The sequence below is a fragment of the Nonlabens dokdonensis genome, assembly GCF_002162835.1.
GTDB classification, from domain to species: domain Bacteria; phylum Bacteroidota; class Bacteroidia; order Flavobacteriales; family Flavobacteriaceae; genus Nonlabens; species Nonlabens dokdonensis_B.
The window spans coordinates 18652-36240 of the sequence record NZ_MAAX01000128.1; the positions used below are offsets into that span (position 1 = coordinate 18652).

The 17589-nt window shown below is 35.1% G+C and carries 18 protein-coding genes; 3 read left to right on the top strand and 15 right to left on the bottom strand.

Annotated features, from left to right (window positions below):
* Positions 1–65: 65 nt before the first annotated feature.
* The 5 genes from A9Q93_RS08620 to mutY all read right to left on the bottom strand — a co-directional run bounded on the left by A9Q93_RS08620 (position 66) and on the right by mutY (position 4235).
* Positions 66–608: a hypothetical protein gene (locus A9Q93_RS08620; RefSeq protein ID WP_303686988.1), complete on the bottom strand. Its 543-nt coding sequence runs from the start codon at positions 606–608 to the stop codon at positions 66–68.
* Between the two features lie 75 nt (positions 609–683).
* The gene (gene gldD / locus A9Q93_RS08625; RefSeq protein ID WP_303686989.1) at positions 684–1253 is read right to left on the bottom strand and encodes a gliding motility lipoprotein GldD; all 570 of its coding nucleotides are present in this window, start codon (positions 1251–1253) and stop codon (positions 684–686) included.
* A complete protein-coding gene (locus A9Q93_RS08630) occupies positions 1238–2566 on the bottom strand; it encodes a gliding motility-associated protein GldE (RefSeq protein ID WP_303686990.1) in 1329 nt (442 codons plus the stop codon). The genes gldD and A9Q93_RS08630 overlap by 16 nt, the downstream gene beginning before the upstream one ends.
* 19 nt (positions 2567–2585) lie before the next feature.
* Positions 2586–3083: a single-stranded DNA-binding protein gene (locus tag A9Q93_RS08635; RefSeq protein WP_303686991.1), complete on the bottom strand. Its 498-nt coding sequence runs from the start codon at positions 3081–3083 to the stop codon at positions 2586–2588.
* A gap of 108 nt (positions 3084–3191) precedes the next feature.
* Positions 3192–4235 carry an A/G-specific adenine glycosylase gene (mutY, locus tag A9Q93_RS08640; protein WP_303686992.1) on the bottom strand — a complete coding sequence of 348 codons (1044 nt, stop codon included), beginning with the start codon at positions 4233–4235 and terminating at the stop codon, positions 3192–3194.
* 123 nt (positions 4236–4358) lie between these two features.
* On the opposite strand from mutY, the gene A9Q93_RS08645 reads away from it, so the two are divergent.
* Together A9Q93_RS08645 and A9Q93_RS08650 are read left to right on the top strand one after the other, a co-directional pair.
* Positions 4359–4649 carry an HU family DNA-binding protein gene (locus tag A9Q93_RS08645; RefSeq protein ID WP_041567018.1) on the top strand — a complete coding sequence of 97 codons (291 nt, stop codon included), beginning with the start codon at positions 4359–4361 and terminating at the stop codon, positions 4647–4649.
* Positions 4650–4914: 265 nt separating this feature from the next.
* Complete coding sequence (locus A9Q93_RS08650) at positions 4915–6456, top strand: ribonuclease E/G (RefSeq protein WP_303686993.1); 1542 nt, start codon at positions 4915–4917, stop codon at positions 6454–6456.
* Between the two features lie 117 nt (positions 6457–6573).
* Here the strand turns inward: A9Q93_RS08650 and A9Q93_RS08655 are convergent, their stop codons facing one another.
* Complete coding sequence (locus A9Q93_RS08655; protein ID WP_303686994.1) at positions 6574–7365, bottom strand: hypothetical protein; 792 nt, start codon at positions 7363–7365, stop codon at positions 6574–6576.
* Between the two features lie 113 nt (positions 7366–7478).
* On the opposite strand from A9Q93_RS08655, the gene A9Q93_RS08660 reads away from it, so the two are divergent.
* A complete protein-coding gene (locus A9Q93_RS08660) occupies positions 7479–7988 on the top strand; it encodes an acyl-CoA thioesterase (protein ID WP_303686995.1) in 510 nt (169 codons plus the stop codon).
* A gap of 264 nt (positions 7989–8252) precedes the next feature.
* Here A9Q93_RS08660 and A9Q93_RS08665 read toward each other — a convergent pair whose 3' ends face one another.
* The 9 genes from A9Q93_RS08665 to A9Q93_RS08705 form a co-directional block, all read right to left on the bottom strand.
* Positions 8253–9458 carry a murein hydrolase activator EnvC gene (locus A9Q93_RS08665; protein ID WP_303686996.1) on the bottom strand — a complete coding sequence of 402 codons (1206 nt, stop codon included), beginning with the start codon at positions 9456–9458 and terminating at the stop codon, positions 8253–8255.
* On the bottom strand, positions 9459–10214 hold the full coding sequence (locus tag A9Q93_RS08670) for a DUF4292 domain-containing protein (RefSeq protein ID WP_303686997.1): 756 nt from the start codon (positions 10212–10214) through the stop codon (positions 9459–9461). It lies immediately after the preceding gene.
* Positions 10214–11587, bottom strand: coding sequence for a lipopolysaccharide assembly protein LapB (locus tag A9Q93_RS08675; RefSeq protein ID WP_303686998.1), 1374 nt, complete (start codon positions 11585–11587; stop codon positions 10214–10216). The genes A9Q93_RS08670 and A9Q93_RS08675 overlap by 1 nt, the downstream gene beginning before the upstream one ends.
* Positions 11588–11606: 19 nt before the next feature.
* Positions 11607–12623, bottom strand: coding sequence for a sugar phosphate nucleotidyltransferase (locus tag A9Q93_RS08680; protein ID WP_303686999.1), 1017 nt, complete (start codon positions 12621–12623; stop codon positions 11607–11609).
* A 197-nt stretch (positions 12624–12820) separates the two neighbouring features.
* On the bottom strand, positions 12821–13255 hold the full coding sequence (gene dut / locus A9Q93_RS08685; protein ID WP_303687000.1) for a dUTP diphosphatase: 435 nt from the start codon (positions 13253–13255) through the stop codon (positions 12821–12823).
* The gene (locus A9Q93_RS08690) at positions 13252–14718 is read right to left on the bottom strand and encodes a lipopolysaccharide biosynthesis protein (protein ID WP_303687001.1); all 1467 of its coding nucleotides are present in this window, start codon (positions 14716–14718) and stop codon (positions 13252–13254) included. The genes dut and A9Q93_RS08690 overlap by 4 nt, the downstream gene beginning before the upstream one ends.
* Before the next feature lie 275 nt (positions 14719–14993).
* Positions 14994–15488 carry a hypothetical protein gene (locus A9Q93_RS08695; protein WP_303687002.1) on the bottom strand — a complete coding sequence of 165 codons (495 nt, stop codon included), beginning with the start codon at positions 15486–15488 and terminating at the stop codon, positions 14994–14996.
* Between the two features lie 54 nt (positions 15489–15542).
* Positions 15543–16679 (bottom strand): methionine aminotransferase, encoded by a 1137-nt coding sequence (locus tag A9Q93_RS08700; RefSeq protein ID WP_303687003.1) that lies wholly within the window; start codon positions 16677–16679, stop codon positions 15543–15545.
* Positions 16680–16794: 115 nt separating this feature from the next.
* Positions 16795–17541: a succinate dehydrogenase/fumarate reductase iron-sulfur subunit gene (locus A9Q93_RS08705; protein WP_303687004.1), complete on the bottom strand. Its 747-nt coding sequence runs from the start codon at positions 17539–17541 to the stop codon at positions 16795–16797.
* Positions 17542–17589 lie beyond the last annotated feature (48 nt).

Here is a 17589-nt window from a genome sequence, read left to right on the forward strand (position 1 = left end):
AAAAACATAAAAAAAACCGACCTGAAGTTTATATCAGGTCGGTTTCTTTATGGTTGAAACTAAAATTATATATCAGAAAAAGATCTTAGAGACCCATTGTAATTTCCTGTGATAAGTTCGCCTGTATTAGTGGTAAAGTTGAAGATCAAGTCATAACTATCTCCATTTTTATTAATGGTAACAGATCCTGTTCTTGCAGCATCCTCAAATGTACAAGTACCATTTTGATTGCAACCTATTCCTACATCTGCAATAGTAAATGTAAAGTCTGATCTGGAAGAAGCGTCAAAATTATAGGTACCACTTTTAAGTCCTGATTGCTGATCAGTCCATAATTCAAAATATACCACTTCACCTGTTCCATCAAAATCTCCAAATTGATCTAATGTCAAACTAGGTGAGCCTAAGGTAATATCAAAATTAAAAGAGTTACCTGACCCACCATAATTGATAAGGGAACCTTTATCTAAGGCATACTCATTACCGTCATAACTTAACGATCCAGTGCCGTTGCCAGAGCCCATAGTGTCATTATCATCATCACTATCACAAGAAATAGAGGCCACAATTACAAATGCTAATACTAAAATTGATTTAAAAGTTTTCATACTGTCTACAGTTTAATTAGTTATGCCAATGATAACCAGAATAGAAACGGTAGAAAATACTCAATAAGGAGTATATTAATTCTTCCAGGAAAGAGTTTCCATCATTTTAACCATATCACTTTTTATGTAATCCACTGCAGGCAAGATAGAATCATAATTAGGCTGCGCATTGAAGTATAACGCAGCTGTTAAAAAGTGTTTAGTACTATCAGTTACATAGAATTGTGCGTTTGAAGCTGCATCACCTTCTATCTCGTACATCATCCCGTAGGAGTTTTTAAGTTTGTTGACAAAAGGATAATCTGCGATAACGTCTGCTTTTTGATTATGCTCATAAGACAACTTTTGACCATCTATAAGCAACTGCCTTAAATTATTTTTTACTGGTCTATAATTAAGATAGATGGTGGCGTCCATTCCTGGATACTCTATTTTCATAGAGCAATCACGCTTTGCAAGAACCCTAGCATATTCATTAAGCTCAAATGAAAAGGGACAGTTTTGATTTTCTGTAAATACATAATTACCCTTAGGAAAATCTAAAGCAAGCTGTCCATTAGGTTTAGGTAAAACCTCATTATCATTACAACTAGAAAATAAGATAATTAGAAATAATGCTAGTATAAATCTTAAGCTATAGTACATTTAATTTGTTTAATTCTTTTTTTATCCATGACCTCAACTAAGAAGGTGATGTTGTGAAAAACAATAGAATCTAACTTACGTGGAAAATATCCTGTTTGCTCTAAAATGAATCCAGCTAGTGTTTCAGACTCGCCTTTTGCCGTTTCAAAAATTAAGATGTTATCTTCTTCAAGATCAAGAACTCTATAGAAATCTTTTAATTGTGTTTTGCCATCAAATATATAGTTTTTATCATCTAGCTTAGAATACACAATGTCTTCTTCATCAAATTCGTCACTTATATCTCCTACTATCTCCTCGATTATATCTTCAAGAGATATTAGCCCACTAGTACCACCATATTCATCCACTACTATAGCAATGTGTTTTTTCTTCTCTTGAAATTCTTGTAGAAGGTCATCTAGTTTCTTGTTTTCTGGAACAAAATAGGCTTCTCTCAACAACTTTGTCCATTCATAGTTTTTCCTATCTATATAAGGAAGCAAATCCTTTACATAAAGTACTCCAGTAATTTGATCGATACTTTCTTTATAACAAGGAATACGAGAGTATCCATTTTCTATGACTTGAGGAATAATTTCTGTAAAAGGCAAGCTTTCATCGAGAGCAAAAACATCCATACGGTTGCGCATTACGTTTTTAGTATGCGTATTACCAAAACTTACAATTCCCTGTAACAGCTGTTGCTCCTCATCAGTAGTATCATTATCATCAGTAAGTTCCAAAGCTTGAGATAATTGTGATATTGTAATGTTAGATTTTTTACTACCCAAACGTTCTTGAATTTGTAGTGTAACATAACGCATAGGTAAACTAAGAAAGCTAAATACTTTATCTAAAATATTAAGCGGTACAGCCATAAAACTGGCAAAACCTTTAGGATTACGGTTTGCATAAACCTTAGGGAAAATCTCGCCAAAGAGCAATATTAAAAAGGTAACAACTACAACCTCTAAAATAAAACGTACATTAATTTGAAAATCAAACAATTTGAAAGACGCAATGTTTTCAAACCAGGTATCACTCAAAATACTGAATATCAAAACTGATGTTATATTAATAGCATTATTTGCTATTAATATAGTTGCTAGTAATTTTTTAGGTTTCTGTAAAAGATTGCGTACTATTTGCCTTCTGGAAAAATCCTCATTTTCATCTTCCAGCTCTGTATTAGAGAGGCCAAAGAACGCGACCTCTGCACCGCTTATTAAAGCACTGGCAATGAGAAGTAGTATGAATATACAGATATATAGTAATTGATCTCCACTAGAAATCGTTGATATGATAGAAAGTTGTGATGGGTCAGGATCCACTTAAAGAATGCTTAGTTTTTTAAAATGGTAAGTCATCATCCTCATTCACAGCTGTATTACTAGTAGCTGGCTGGCTATAAGTATTACCTGATGCAGGATGTTGTGGTGAATTAGATGACGTGTTTTGAGAAGCGCCATCATTAGGTTGCCCCATAGGCTTACTAGTTGTAGAAGCTTGATTTTTAGGAGTCAGAAATGTAAACTCAGCCACCTGAATTTCAGTAGTATATCTTTGCTGACCATCTTCTCCAGTCCACTGACGGTTTTTGATGCGTCCTTCTATATATATTTTATCACCTTTTTTAAGGTATTTCTCACATACCTCTGCAGCTTTGTTTCTTACTACACAATTATGCCACTCAGTATTAGAAACACGTTCTCCGGTATTGCGGTTTACGTACTCTTCATTTGTAGCAAGGGGAAACCTTCCTATACAATTGCCTCCTTCAAAGTACTTCATTTTTACTTCATCTCCTGTGTGTCCTATAAGTATCACTTTGTTTACCGTACCTGCCATAATTAGTTTGTATTGAATTTATTGTCTTGTATCGTTTTAAAAAAGTCGTCAAAGATATGAAAAAGCACGTGTCACATGCTTCAATACTTCTAAATTACAAAATTGTTTTTACTTCTTTTGCCAAAATTCCTTTATAAAACGTTCCATTAAAACATGGACAGGTTTAGTTTTTACCTCTATAATGTCTATGCTATGACTTAGCTCTTCATCGACTTCAATAATCCAGAAATAAGCATGAACCTTTCTATGAGATAATTTATGTACGATAGGCTGTTGATTATAAACGCTTTCGCGAAAGCGAGATCCACCTACTAACTCTCTAAACAATTTATTTGTAGTAATTTCCTGAGGCAGTAACGCTCCACTAGATTCTATATAAGGAAATTCAAATAGACCAGCCCAGATACTACTCGTATCGCGCTGCGATAGCACCGTTTTACCAGAAGGCGTCTGAATAACGAGATAATGATGAAATAAATTTTTAACCTTAGTTTTTTTAATCTTTACCGGTAACTCTGTTATCCTATTTTCCTGGTAAGCCACGCAGTTATTTATAAAGGGACAGATATTACAATTGGGATTCTTAGGAACACACTGCAGCGCACCGAATTCCATGATCGCTTGATTATAAGTTGCAGGATCATTTTTATCTAACAACTTGCCAGCAAGTGACTTGAACTCTTTCACTCCAGCAGGTATATTTATAGGTGTAGCCACGCCATAAATACGTGATAAAACGCGATACACATTTCCATCCACAACTGCAACAGCTTCACCGTAGGCAAAACTTGCTATTGCAGCGGCTGTATACTCGCCTACACCTTTTAAACGAAGTAAATCTTTATAATTATCTGGGAATTTTGAGTTGTTATCGATAATCTGCACAGCGGCAGTTTGTAAATTTCTTGCTCTGGAATAATAACCTAAACCTTGCCATAATTTGAGCACCTGATCTTGAGGTGCGTGAGCGAGATCTTCTACCGTAGGATACTTTTTAACAAAACTTTTATAGTAAGGTAACCCTTGATTAACGCGTGTTTGCTGTAAAATCACTTCACTTAGCCAGATGTAATAAGGATTCTTAGTATCCCGCCACGGCAGTGATCTTTTGTTAACTATATACCAATCAATGAGTTGCTGTGAAAAGTTCATAAAATGCGTTAAAATGCTAGTCGCAATATATATCTTCTTAAATTTTAATCAATTAGAGATTTCATATTTAGTTTTTTAAGGTATATTTGCGCCCTATTTAATAACCCTAATTAAATTTAAAAAATGACTAAAGCAGATATCGTATCTAAAATTTCAGACAAACTTGGAATGGAGAAGAATGATGTACAAGCAACTGTTGAGTCTTTCATGAATGAAGTGAAGGATTCTTTAGAAACTGGAGAGAATGTTTACCTGAGAGGTTTTGGAAGCTTCATAGTTAAAACTAGAGCTGAGAAAACTGGACGCAACATCTCTAAGAATACAACAATTAAAATCCCTGCTCACAATATTCCAGCATTCAAACCTGCAAAAGTGTTTGTAGATGGAGTAAAAACAAACGTAAAAGTTAAGTAAAAATATAAGAGATATGCCAAGCGGTAAAAAAAGAAAAAGACATAAGGTAGCAACGCACAAACGTAAAAAACGTCGTCGTGCTAATCGTCACAAGAAGAAAAAGTAGTCTAGGACTACTTTTTCTATTTTTAAGTTCATTGACATAGGGTTGCATATGACAGCTCGTTCATAGTATAAACTAACCTAGTTTATACACTATTATTATAAACATACTTTGCTGTTTCTAATCGTTAGAAACTGTGAAGTTTTAAACATTACAGGAATTATGGATAAAGAAATTATTATCCGTTCCAGTGCTACAAAAATCGATTATGCCCTTACTAAAAACGGTAGGCTGGTCGAATTACACAAAGATGAAGAAGAAAGTAAGTTTGCTGTAAGCGATATATTCATTGCAAAAACACGCAAGGTACTCTCTGGTCTTAACGCTACATTTGTTGATGTAGGCTATGAAAAAGATGGTTTTTTACACTATCACGACCTAGGAGTTAAATACCTTACTCAACTTAAATTCACTAAACAAATTTTAAGCGGCAGACGTAAAAATTACGCGCTTAAAGATATCAAGTTGGAAAAAGATCTAGAAAAACATGGTGCGATCGAGAAAATGATCACTCCAGGACAACCAGTTCTTGTTCAAGTTGTTAAAGAACCTATCTCTACTAAAGGACCTCGCCTAAGTGCAGAGCTTTCTTTACCAGGTAGATATGTCGTTCTTGTTCCTTTTTCTGATCGCATTTCTATATCCCAAAAAATAGAAGATCGTGAAGAAAAAAGCCGTCTTAAAAGACTTGTAAAAAGCATTAAACCTGAAGGATTTGGCGTTATTGTACGCACAGTCGCAAAAGGTAAATTAGTAGCAGATCTGGACCAAGATTTACAAAATCTTGTTACAAAATGGGAAAACATGTGCAGTAAAATGTATAAAGCTCCTTTCCCAACTAAAGTTATGACTGAAGTAAGTCGTACTAATTCCCTTATGAGAGATGTTTTTAACGATACGTACACCTCTATCATAGTAGATGATCAAGAAGTATATGAAGAAATTAAAGACTATTTAAAAACTATTGCCCCACATAAAGAATCTATTGTAAAATACCACAACCCAAAAACATCCATTTTTGAGAAATACGGTATAGAACGACAGATTAAAACGTCATTTGGCCGTACTGTATCCATGAGTAAAGGTGCTTACCTTGTCATAGAACACACTGAAGCCATGCATGTTATAGATGTGAACTCTGGTAATAGATCTAATAAAGCAGATAGTCAGGAAGACACCGCACTAGAAACAAACATGATCTCAGCAACAGAAATTGCACGCCAGTTAAGGCTTAGAGACATGGGCGGAATCATAGTGGTAGATTTTATCGATATGCGCAAAGCAGAGAATCGCAAGAAACTCTATGAACACATGCGTGATGAAATGGCTGACGACCGAGCAAAACACAAAATCTTGCCGCCTAGTAAATTTGGTTTAATCCAGATTACAAGACAGCGTGTAAGACAAGAAGTTAATATCAAAACTCGTGAGGAAAACCCTGATGGCAATGGAAATGAGATACAAGCTCCTATCCTAGTCATACAGGAAATCAAAGAAAATCTAGAAAGACACCTCAAGGCTGGCCATAAAAAGGTAACGCTACATGCGCATCCTTTCATTGCCGCCTTTATTACAAAAGGTTATCCTTCTATACGATCTAAGTGGTTTATGAAACACAAAAAATGGATCAAGGTAATGCCTCGAGACGCCTACACTTATCTAGAATATCATTTCAAAGATAAAGACGGTAACGAGCTTACTTAAAAACTTAAAACGCCTACAAACATAAATTTGTAGGCGTTTTTTTATGGGTTGTATTTAGGTTTCGCTTTCGCGAAAGCGCAAGGTAGAAAGCTACTTTTAATATTACTTACAATTGAGTTAGAAATAAGCGTATTCCATTTTCAAAATTGTATCTGGTTGATCATTTACAAGAATCAGTATTTTGATACAATTGCCTTTTTTATCGAATTCAAGATACTGCCTTTTAGAAACTTCAGTCTCATCTCTGTCATTATATCGAGTAGTAATCTTAACTGGGTAACCATCTTCATTATATTTAGTCATTATGATCTCTGCAATCTCGTTCTCAGAGTAAGAAATAGTTTGTTTTACAACTCTACCATTTTTATCATTATCAAAAACTCTAATTTCAACAGGAGTGTCATCGTCGGGATAATAAAGCTCTTCTTTTATTTTAAAGCCATTTTTAAAGTGACTACTTATTCTAAAAGAATCATTTTCATCATCTCCGCGTATTTGTTTCTGCTCTATAATTTGTCTTTTCTCATCTAATTTATAACTGTAATTTAATGTAGTGTCTAACTCTCCTCTAGAATTATATTCTTTTTTTGTTATTAAGAATGCCTTATTGTCATACTCATAAAGAAATTTTCTATTCAAAACGTTATTTATCAACCAATGACGCTCTATGGTATTCCCCTTTCTATCAAAGTAAAAATGGTTATCAATAGCTCTTGAATATTTATTGGGTTTTATCTTTTGGGCTATAATTGTTCCATTTTGTTCAACAGCATTGAATTGAGAGATTTTTACAGAGGAAACCTTTCCTTTTAAATTGAGTTTTTTATAATGGTTCACTACTTGTGAGCTGGAACAACTACTGCATGAAATGAGAACTAATATGAGTAAGAAAAAGAAATTATATTTCATAAAGTATGATCAAGAATTAGTTGCGATCAATTATTAAATATAATAACAATCTTTTCTAAAATAAACTACCTCAACACAAATTACAAAGTACCTTTGCAAAAAAATTGAGCAGCATGCAGCCTAAAACACCTTCACAATCATTTACTACCGTAACCGATATGGTATTGCCTAGTGAGACAAATCCGTTGAATAACTTATTCGGTGGTGAGTTGCTGGCACGTATGGATCGTGCAGCTAGTATCGCTGCGAGACGTCATTCCAGGCGTATTGTGGTTACCGCGTCTGTAAATCATGTGGCTTTTAATAGAATGGTTCCTCTAGGAAGTGTGGTAACTATAGAAGCACAAGTGACTAGAGCTTTTAACACCTCCATGGAAGTTTATATGGACGTTTGGGTAGAAGATCGTGAAAGCGGTGAACGCACTAAAGCAAATGAAGCTATCTATTCTTTTGTAGCGGTAGATGAAACTGGAAGACCAGTACAAATCGCTCCTATCCAACCAGAAAGCGAGATGGAAAAAGAACGATATGATGCGGCCTTAAGGCGTAAACAATTAAGTCTCGTTCTCGCTGGAAAAATGAAGGCTAAAGATGCTACCGAGTTAAAAGCGCTTTTTGAGTAATTTTTATTAATTGAGAAAGCTTTGAAGCTAGCTCAGTTTACCAGCATTTTTAACCTTTCCGACCAAATTTCCGTAAACTCCAATTTGCCCACCTTTCCCATAATTAGGAAAGGAGTTTTTTGAAATGTTATATTAAAAATAGGTTTTGACTGTCGTTCAACCTTGCATTGAGTTTATTTGAGTTATAGTAATCTCTTTATCAAAAAGTTTTGAACTTTAATTCAATCTAGCATATTTGATTTAAAATTCAAGTTGAAGTTCAAACTACTTTCTAGCAATCCAACTTGCCGGATCTACAGTTTCAGTATCTTGCATGAGAACAAACTTTAACTCGGTCTCGCCGGAATTAGAAGTGAAAATCTCACCTATTATATCTTTGGTATTTACTTTATCTCCTTTTTCAACACTTACGATTTTTAAATTATCGTAAATAGAGGTGTAATTACCATGTCTTATGTGCACGGCTAGAATACCGTACCTGCTTTTTGTAATACGTATTACCTCTCCTTCAAATACGGCGCGTACTTTGGCACCAGCTGGACTTTGTAATCTTATACCGTTAGATTCAATCGTCAAGGATCTTACTACTGGATGCGGTTGTCTCCCATAACGCCTAGAAACAAAACCTTCTTCTACTGGCCATGGCAGCTTTCCTTTGTTACTTTTAAAGTTATTGGCTAATATTTTTGCCTCTGGTGTTAGGAAAAATTTATTAGCAACCGCTCCGGTTTTTCCTTTGTTAGAAGCTTTTATATCGGCAGCGATTAAGGCTCTAAGTTCTCTGTCTATCTTATTGCGCTCCTTTGCTTTTTCTTTAATATCCGCTGCGTACTCTTTCTCATTTGCTCGTACTACGGCAAGCAAATTCTCTTGCTCTATTTTATCGTCTTTTAAAGCGGCTCTTTGCTTTTTGTTTAACGCAATCACTTTATTTTTCTCCTCTTTTTCTTGAGCGAGTAGTTTATTCTTTTCAGACAAGGCGTCTGATTTTACAGTGATTTCTTCTGCCTGTTTTTTGCGGTAATTTGCATAGGATTGCAGATATTGTACTCTTTTATAAGCTTGTAGAAAATTTTCTGAACTTAATAAAAACATCAGTCGGCTTTGATCGTTTTGAGACTTATAAGCTTTCACGATCATCTCAGCATATTCTGCTTTGAGAGATTTGATCTCTTCTTGTAGTTTTTTAATCTGGGCAGTATTTGCCTTAATATTTCTCGTCAGATTATTAGCTTGTTTATTTGTAATGTTGATTATTTCTTGAGTGCGGGCAATTTTCTTGTCAATAGTTTCAACCAGCAAAACCATTGTTTTCTCTTCTTTTCTTACGCTTTTGAGCAGCCTATCAAATTGGTTGATTTCTTTTTGAATCTCTGCTTTACGTCGTTCTAGAGCAGCTTTACTTGTTTGCGCTTTCGCGAAAGCGAAACACAAAACAAACACTATAAATAAGAGACAATGCTTTTTCATTTAAAATTCAAATGTGCTATAGCCTTGTGGCATACTAAATGGAAACGTAACTTGTTCATTAAACTCAACGTTTTTAAACTCCATTTCTACTTTAGAATCTCGATTACGTTGTTTTGCCTCAATTCTAACTTCTAATGGTACTATTTTGCCATCTACGATTTGATATTCTGGGTAATTCATCTTGAGATAACTACCTTCAGATGGTTTTGAAATGGACTGTTCTGACACCTTAAAATCTGAAGGTCGTAGGCTGAATAACTTTGTAACTATCGCATCTTCTCTAAACTGATAATTGTTATTTGCAATATTAAAATCTTTGTTATCTAGAGATTCTACAGCCTGACCTAATAACAAATCTTCTAGTTGTGTAAATGTAATTTCTTCTCCTAGAAAATCACTGATCAGGCTAAAATCGCCATCAAATGACCTGCGATTCAATTTTTCATAGAACTGTACACGATCTGGAGTTATATAGACTTTTGCTCCTGTAAAACCTAGTATACTAGCACTCATCCAGATTTGCTTTCCTTTTTCCATACGCAAATTCATGGTAAAAGATCTAGTGGTTTGTGAGTTATCATAACTAACAGAAAGTCGTGCCTTCATGGTTTTAAAATCAATGCGGGCTGCTTCATGAGCTTTAACAACTTTAGACTTCTTTGCCGTGGCTACAGCATCATTTGCAGCTCTTTGTGTGCTACCACATGCCATTAAAACAAATGCGGCTGCTATATATAGGTACTTAAGGTATCTCATTATGATTTATTAGACAATGTCTTTACTTTAGAACGCATTTTTGCGGCTTTAGTTGTATCACCTTTTTTATCGTAACTCACAGCGAGTTGCTGGTAAATATCGCTCTCTAATTTAGGCTCATCAAGTAAAAAGCTCAATCCAGTTTCTAATTGTTCAATAGCTGCATCTGGGTCATTGAGGTTATTGTGGGCAACACCATTGAGAAGATATAACAAAGCTTGGGCAGGAAAAACATCAAGTGCATTCTCCGTAATTTCTATAGTTTTTTTATAGTCTTTTATGTCTATGCTTAAAAGAGCTACTTTTTTGATGAGTTCATAATCCTTATCATTGATTTCAAGACCTTTTTCATAAAATGAAATAGCTTGTGGAGCATCCTTTCTCTTTAAATAATAATCACCTAAAGCGTTAAAGGCTTTTACATCTTCAACCTCATCTGCAAAGCTGTCTATGGCATCTTGAATCTCATCATCTTCTACATTAGTAGCATCTGACTGGATAAAATCATTAAGAACATTGATCTTAGTCTCAGTATCAAATTGAGTCGATTCAAAAACCTTGCGCATGCTTTTTATTCCTTTGCGCGTTTTACCATTTTCTAAGTATATTTTATAAAGTGCCAGTTGTGCTTTATCACTATCGGGCAAATTCTTATCCAGTAATTCTGCTATTTCTTGAACTTTATCGGTGTTGTTTTTCTTGCTGTACAAGTAAATCAAATTGATGTAGGATCTTTCATCTCTTGGATTTGCTTTAATTGCCGCTTCTAGATCTACAATATTACCGTCTCTAGCTTCATTTGCATCAAGTCTCGCTTCTATTTGCCTTTTAATGGCAGTACGCCTTTGATCTTCTCCTAATCGTTTATCAAGTTTCTCAATGATTGCAAGAGACTCTTGATTTTTACCAATTCTAAAGTACTGATAAGGCAATAATTCCTCATAGTTCTCATTGATATTCGCTAGTTTTTCTAATGTAAAAACTGCTTTCTCATAATCTTTTTGCTTTTCATAAACATCGTACAATGTTTCTAGTAGCCATTCATTTTCTCCAGCAAGGTCGATGGCACGGTTTATTTTTTGTTCCGCTTTCGCAAAAGCGTCACTCATCAAATAATTCTTACCCAATTCATATTGCACCGCGCCGTTTTCTGGCTCCATCTCTTCACAAACCTCTAAAAAAGCAATCGCTTTATCATGATTTCCAATGGCCTTTGCTGAAAGTGCATTAAAAAAATTATCCTTGAAGCTATCAGAAACATCTCCTAAATCATCTACATTAACTTCATCAGAAAAGACTTCTTCCTGAGCAAAAAGATTTTTACCAAGCAAAAAGAATACTATTAAGAATGCAATTTTTAATGATTTAAACATGTGTTTCTTTTTTCAACAACTATTCCATAATGGTATAATCTCCTATACTTATTCTTGTAAACTTCCCATCGTATTTAACGTGGTTACCTATCATCGCTTCTTCTAATGTAGCGTTTTTAATAACAGAATTTTTCTGTATCAATGAATTTGAAATCGTACAGTTTTCAATTACCGATCCTGCACCTATAGAAACGTGAGGCCCTACAGTACTATTTTTAAGTACCACACTGCTATCGATCACGCAAGGTGGAATGATTTTGGAATCTTGCAACGTAGGCTGAGAATTTAACTCTTCACTACCGTCTTTTTCCATAAAACTCATGATGCACTGGTTAGTCTCAATAGCAACTACTTTATTACCGCAATCCATCCACTCGTCTACCGTTCCTGTTTTAAAAACATTTCCAGATGCCATCATTCTCTTAATACCATCGTTAATCTGGTACTCGCCACCGTTAATAATCTCGTTATCGATTACAAACTGAAGTTCTTTTTTGAGATCTGCAATTTCTTTGAAATAGTAGATACCTATAACTGCTTGATCGCTTACAAATTGTTGTGGTTTTTCAACTAGCTCTACAATTTCTTCTTTTTCATTTAGTTTTACCACTCCGTAAGCCTCTGGCTTTTCCACTTGTTTAGTCCATATTACCGCATCTGCTGCAGGATCAAGCTCAAAACTTGCTCTTATCAACGTATCTGCATAGGCAACAACTGCAGGCCCAGAAAGTGAAGGTTCTGCGCACATAATCGCATGTCCAGTTCCTAAAGGTTCTAACTGACGGTAAATGCTAGCTTTAGCGCCTAAGCCTTGAGCCAGTTCTTCCAAACTTTTTACAACATCGTCACCAAAGAATGCCGGATCACCAAGAATAAAGGCAATTTCATCTACTGGTTCTGAAAGTATGCGTGCAATATCTTTAACCAATCGATGCACGATAGGCTGGTTTGCAATAGGAATTAACGGTTTAGGAGTTGTTAATGAATGTGGGCGTAGTCGTGAACCACGACCTGCCATAGGTACTATTATTTTCATAAGCGTCATAACCGCATAAACGGCTATCTGATTATTATATCGAGATTTACAAGCAACTTAAAAATCTCTTTATTAATTTATTAGACTAATTTATTATCTTATTATAATTAAAGTTGCTAAGTTAAAAACTTATAAGAGGTTTGAGCGGTGATCTTAAATTAACTTTAACCTCTTCACCATGCACAAAGTCGATCTACCTATTTCACTCCTGTACTACCAAAACCTCCTGCACCACGCACCGTAGAACTAAGCTCTTCAACTTGTTGCCAGTCTGCTCGTTCGTGTTTTGCAATGACTAATTGTGCGATACGTTCACCATTTTTAACGGTAAAAGTTTCATTGGAAAGGTTAACTAGAATTACACCTATCTCTCCACGATAATCGGCATCAATGGTCCCTGGAGCGTTAAGGACTGTGATTCCTTTTTTTGCTGCGAGGCCACTTCTAGGTCTTACTTGAGCCTCAGATCCTATAGGTAATTCAATAAATAATCCTGTTTTGATAATCGCTCTTTCTAGCGGCTGTAAAACAACCGCAGTTTCTAAGTTTGCTCTCAAATCCATTCCTGCACTAGCTTCTGTTTCATAATGCGGTAAATCGTGAGATGATTTATTGATGATCTTTATGGTCATTTTCTTTTGATAATTTTGTTAATGATCTCGCTTTCGCGAAAGCTAACCACTCCTAAAACTACTAGAGTCATTGCAGCTCCTACTAAATAAGTAGCTAGGCTTTCTACTCCTAATTCTTCTCTTACATAATAGAAAAAAAACAGTGATAGCGTGATTGATATTCCTAAATATAAGAGAATATTTTTGAGATCGTAGGGAACGGCAAGGTGTTTCTTTCCAATAGAATAAGAAACTACCATCATGAGTCCATAAGAAGCGCAAGTGGCATAAGCACTTGCCATATAACCAATATGTGGAATCAACAGCACGTTTACAATAATTGTTAGAATCGCGGCAGTGATAGAAATGTAGGCTCCATATCGTGTTTTATCCTGAATTTTATACCAAACGGATAGGGTTTGATAAATCCCAGAGAAGAAATAAGCGATTAAAATTAATGGCACGACTTCCATTGCTGTTTCAAATCCTTCTTTAACGATAAAGGGTTTGATAAAATCTACTAGAACTACATAAGCCATCAAGGCAACCGCACCTAGAGCGACAAATGCTTTAGTAATCAATGCGTATTGTTGGGTCGCATTTTTATCGCCAGACTGGCTAAAAAAGAAAGGTTCTACTCCTAATCTAAATGCTTGTGCGTACAAAGTCATTCCTACCGCAAGTCGGTAACCTGCTGTGTAAACACCTACTATACCTTCAGCCTCTTCTTCACTTACCGGAAGTAGTTTTTGTAATAAAATCTTATCTACCGTTTCATTGATCGCAAAAGCAAAACCAGCTAAAAGAATAGGCCAACCGTAAGAAAGCATCTTCTTCCATAAAACTTTGTCAAATTCCCATTTCATGAAATAAGGCTTGATCACAATTAAAAATGTGATAAAACTCGCAGCAAGAAAGGCTATAAAAAACAACTCTATTCTATCGCCTGGAAGTGCTTTTTTTACTACTGGAAAGTGCTGTAAAGCTGTAAAAAAGACAAATGTCATTCCTACAGAAACTACCACATTAAATAGTTTAATCAACGCATAATTAGTAGACTTTCCTTGCGCTCGCATATAAGCAAACGGAATAACCATTAAGGTATCAAAGATTATGATAGCAAGCACCCATTTCCAGTAATGAGCAGATAAATCTGTAATAGTTTCAATATCAAATATAAATACATAGCTTAAAACTCCAAAAATTATAGTTGACACTAATAAAGATATAAGTGCTGTTCCTAATGTTTTCGATTTGGTAGTTGCATCGTTATAAAATCTAAAGAATGCTGTTTCCATTCCGTAAGTTAAGATCACATTTGCAAAAATGATGTAAGAAAATATGATAGAAACCTCACCAAATTCTACTTTCCCTGGTAAATACTCCGTAAGTAGTTTTGTTAATAATACGGTAAGTAATCGCGGTAATACAGTCGCCAGACCGTAGATGAATGTATTCTTAAAAAGGTTTTTTATAGAACTCAAAAATGTGGTTGTAATATAATATCAAAGGTAGGATTATTTTCTTTTTGAAATGTTGGAAATTCCATCTGCCTTTGGTAAAATAGAAAAGCTGTAATAGTATACAATACTACTTCTGACATGTTGCGATAGTGATATCAACTTACTTCTATAACTAGGTAATTGTTTACCATCGTATATCTGGTGATAGGTATTTTTTTACCTTCTTTTTTTTAAGTTGAGCTATTCGTAAAACTTATTAGATCGATAACTTAAATCGTCAAGTAGCTATTCCGAATTTAATTAATACCATTTTGTGCTGGTGCACTAGGAAAAGCGATACTTTCCTTTTTAATAATATTGTTGAGCTGAACAAACTTTAGCTTACCATCAGCCTGAAAAGCAATTACAGCTTGATCATCTAGTAGTTGAAAAGGTATGGTATCTAATTGTGGAGCTTCATTTCCAAATTCTTCTTTTGAGTCACTTGACATATTTGTTATTGAAGATGAATACCTGAAACGTGTCACTAACATCTTCTTATCATTAGAAATAAAATTAGCAATATTATTTTCCATTCCCTGAAAATAGATCGCTTGTAGAGTATGCCCTTCCATAACAGAAGTGGGAAAATATAAAGTCACTCCACTTCCTGAACCTGGCGCACCACCAGACCACTCTTCGTAATAAGGTTGCTGTTCCACACTGAAATCTTGACTAGAGAACGTTTTGGAAATTTTCTTTGAGCTACAAGAGGTTAATATTGTAGCTAAGAATAGAATAAAATATCTCATAATAAGTTTTTTTTTAAAGGACAACAAATAGGTTAACTACTCAAAAAAATATTATCATAAACTATTGAGAATTTTTGCCGCTTTGATGATTTCTTCGTCTTTTTTGGCAAAACAAAAACGTAACATTTTAGGGTCTCTTCCATTCATAAATACCGATATGGGAATACTAGCTATTTTATGTTCCATAGTGAGTCGTCTAGCAAAATCTACATCGTTCTCATCTGTAATTTTTGAATAATCTAATAGCTGAAAATAAGAACCATGAGCAGGTTTAAAATTGAATTTACTATCTTTTATAAGACTCAAGAACAAGTCTCGTTTATGCTGATAAAAAGAACCTAATTCGGTGTATCGCTTTGGTTGCGATAAGTAATTTGCAATAGCGTCTTGAACCGGATGATTCACACAATACACCACATATTGATGGACTTTATAAAATTCTTCCATGAGGTGTTTTGGAGCAAGACAATAACCCATCTTCCATCCGGTAACGTGAAAAGTCTTCCCAAAACTTCCAGTAATAAAACTGCGTTCCCGCAATCCTTCATACCTAGCAGCACTTAAATGCTCTTTACCGTCAAAAGATATGTGTTCATAAACCTCGTCGCTTAACAATAATAAGTCGTTTTCCACAACTATTTTCTCAAGTTGAATCATATCTTCATAAGTTAGCATATTACCGCTAGGATTATGAGGTGAGTTGATCATGATCATTTTAGTCTTGGAAGTAACTTTATCAATTACTTCCTGCCAGTCTATGGTAAATTCTGGTAAATTCATGGAAATCTCAACAACTTTCCCACCTGCTAATTCAATCGCCGGTACATAACAATCATAAGCTGGTGTAAAAACAATCACTTCATCACCAGAATGAATTACCGCTTGAATAGCTGTAAAAATTCCTTGCGTTGCCCCAGCTGTAAGGCAGATTTCATTTTCTGGATGATAAAAAACCTCGTGTTGATGCCGTGTCATGTTAGAAATAGCAGCACGCAACGACATCAATCCTGCCATAGGCGCGTATTGATTTTTATCGTCGTGAATAGCTTTTATGATCAGCTCTTTTAAAGCTGGATCTACAGGAAAATTAGGAAATCCCTGAGATAAATTTAGAGCATTGTGTTCATGCGACAGCACACTCATTGTTGTAAAGATAGAGTCTGTGACGTTGGGTAGTTTAGATTTACGCATGCTGTAAATTACTGAAAAGGAAATAGAATCAAAAGTTCCTGCTGTATATATCTCAATAAAAATCCCATTTCAAATAAATTGAAATGGGATTTTCTAATTGTTTTAAGTATTGAAACTATGAAACTGTCTCCGCTTTTAAATATTCACGGTTCATACGTGCAATATTTTCTAACTTAATTCCTTTAGGACACTCGATCATACAAGCTCCTGTATTAGTACAGTTACCGAATCCTTCAATATCCATCTGGCGTACCATATCTTGAACACGTTTAGTTGCTTCTACTTCACCTTGTGGCAATAACGCATATTGAGAAACCTTTGCACTTGTGAATAACATTGCACTTGCATTTTTACAAGCTGCTACACATGCTCCACAACCGATACAGGTTGCACTATGGAATGCCTCATCTGCTTTTTCTTTTTCTACAGGAATAGAGTTAGCATCTTGGGTATTTCCAGAAGTATTTACCGATACGTAAGCACCTGCTTGCTGGATTCTATCAAAAGAAGAACGGTCTACAATCAAATCTTTGATTACCGGAAAAGCAGCTGCTCTCCATGGTTCGATAGTGATCGTGTCTCCATCATTAAACTTTCTCATGTGCAACTGACATGTAGTAGTCAGTTTTTGCGGTCCATGAGGTTGTCCATTAATCATCATGTTACAAGATCCACAGATTCCTTCACGACAGTCATGGTCAAATTCTACTGGCTCTTCACCTTTGTTGACTAATTCTTCGTTTAAGATATCCATCATTTCAAGGAAAGACATATCACCATCTACACCGTCAAGTGGATAAGTAACCATTTTCCCTTTGGCCTCAGGACCAGCCTGTCTCCATATTTTTAAAGTAAGTTTCATACTTTTTATATTTAGGTTGTCACGCTTTCGCGAAAGCGGAACATTTAA

Bases quoted from the DNA above. Each gene is read 5' to 3' on its own strand.
- A9Q93_RS08620 (WP_303686988.1), bottom strand. From the start codon at position 608: ATGAAAACTTTTAAATCAATTTTAGTATTAGCATTTGTAATTGTGGCC.
- gldD (WP_303686989.1), bottom strand. From the start codon at position 1,253: ATGTACTATAGCTTAAGATTTATACTAGCATTATTTCTAATTATCTTA.
- A9Q93_RS08635 (WP_303686991.1), bottom strand. From the start codon at position 3,083: ATGGCAGGTACGGTAAACAAAGTGATACTTATAGGACACACAGGAGAT.
- mutY (WP_303686992.1), bottom strand. From the start codon at position 4,235: ATGAACTTTTCACAGCAACTCATTGATTGGTATATAGTTAACAAAAGA.
- A9Q93_RS08645 (WP_041567018.1), top strand. From the start codon at position 4,359: ATGACTAAAGCAGATATCGTATCTAAAATTTCAGACAAACTTGGAATG.
- A9Q93_RS08650 (WP_303686993.1), top strand. From the start codon at position 4,915: ATGGATAAAGAAATTATTATCCGTTCCAGTGCTACAAAAATCGATTAT.
- A9Q93_RS08655 (WP_303686994.1), bottom strand. From the start codon at position 7,365: ATGAAATATAATTTCTTTTTCTTACTCATATTAGTTCTCATTTCATGC.
- A9Q93_RS08660 (WP_303686995.1), top strand. From the start codon at position 7,479: ATGCAGCCTAAAACACCTTCACAATCATTTACTACCGTAACCGATATG.
- A9Q93_RS08665 (WP_303686996.1), bottom strand. From the start codon at position 9,458: ATGAAAAAGCATTGTCTCTTATTTATAGTGTTTGTTTTGTGTTTCGCT.
- A9Q93_RS08670 (WP_303686997.1), bottom strand. From the start codon at position 10,214: ATGAGATACCTTAAGTACCTATATATAGCAGCCGCATTTGTTTTAATG.
- A9Q93_RS08675 (WP_303686998.1), bottom strand. From the start codon at position 11,587: ATGTTTAAATCATTAAAAATTGCATTCTTAATAGTATTCTTTTTGCTT.
- A9Q93_RS08680 (WP_303686999.1), bottom strand. From the start codon at position 12,623: ATGAAAATAATAGTACCTATGGCAGGTCGTGGTTCACGACTACGCCCA.
- dut (WP_303687000.1), bottom strand. From the start codon at position 13,255: ATGACCATAAAGATCATCAATAAATCATCTCACGATTTACCGCATTAT.
- A9Q93_RS08695 (WP_303687002.1), bottom strand. From the start codon at position 15,488: ATGAGATATTTTATTCTATTCTTAGCTACAATATTAACCTCTTGTAGC.
- A9Q93_RS08700 (WP_303687003.1), bottom strand. From the start codon at position 16,679: ATGCGTAAATCTAAACTACCCAACGTCACAGACTCTATCTTTACAACA.
- A9Q93_RS08705 (WP_303687004.1), bottom strand. From the start codon at position 17,541: ATGAAACTTACTTTAAAAATATGGAGACAGGCTGGTCCTGAGGCCAAA.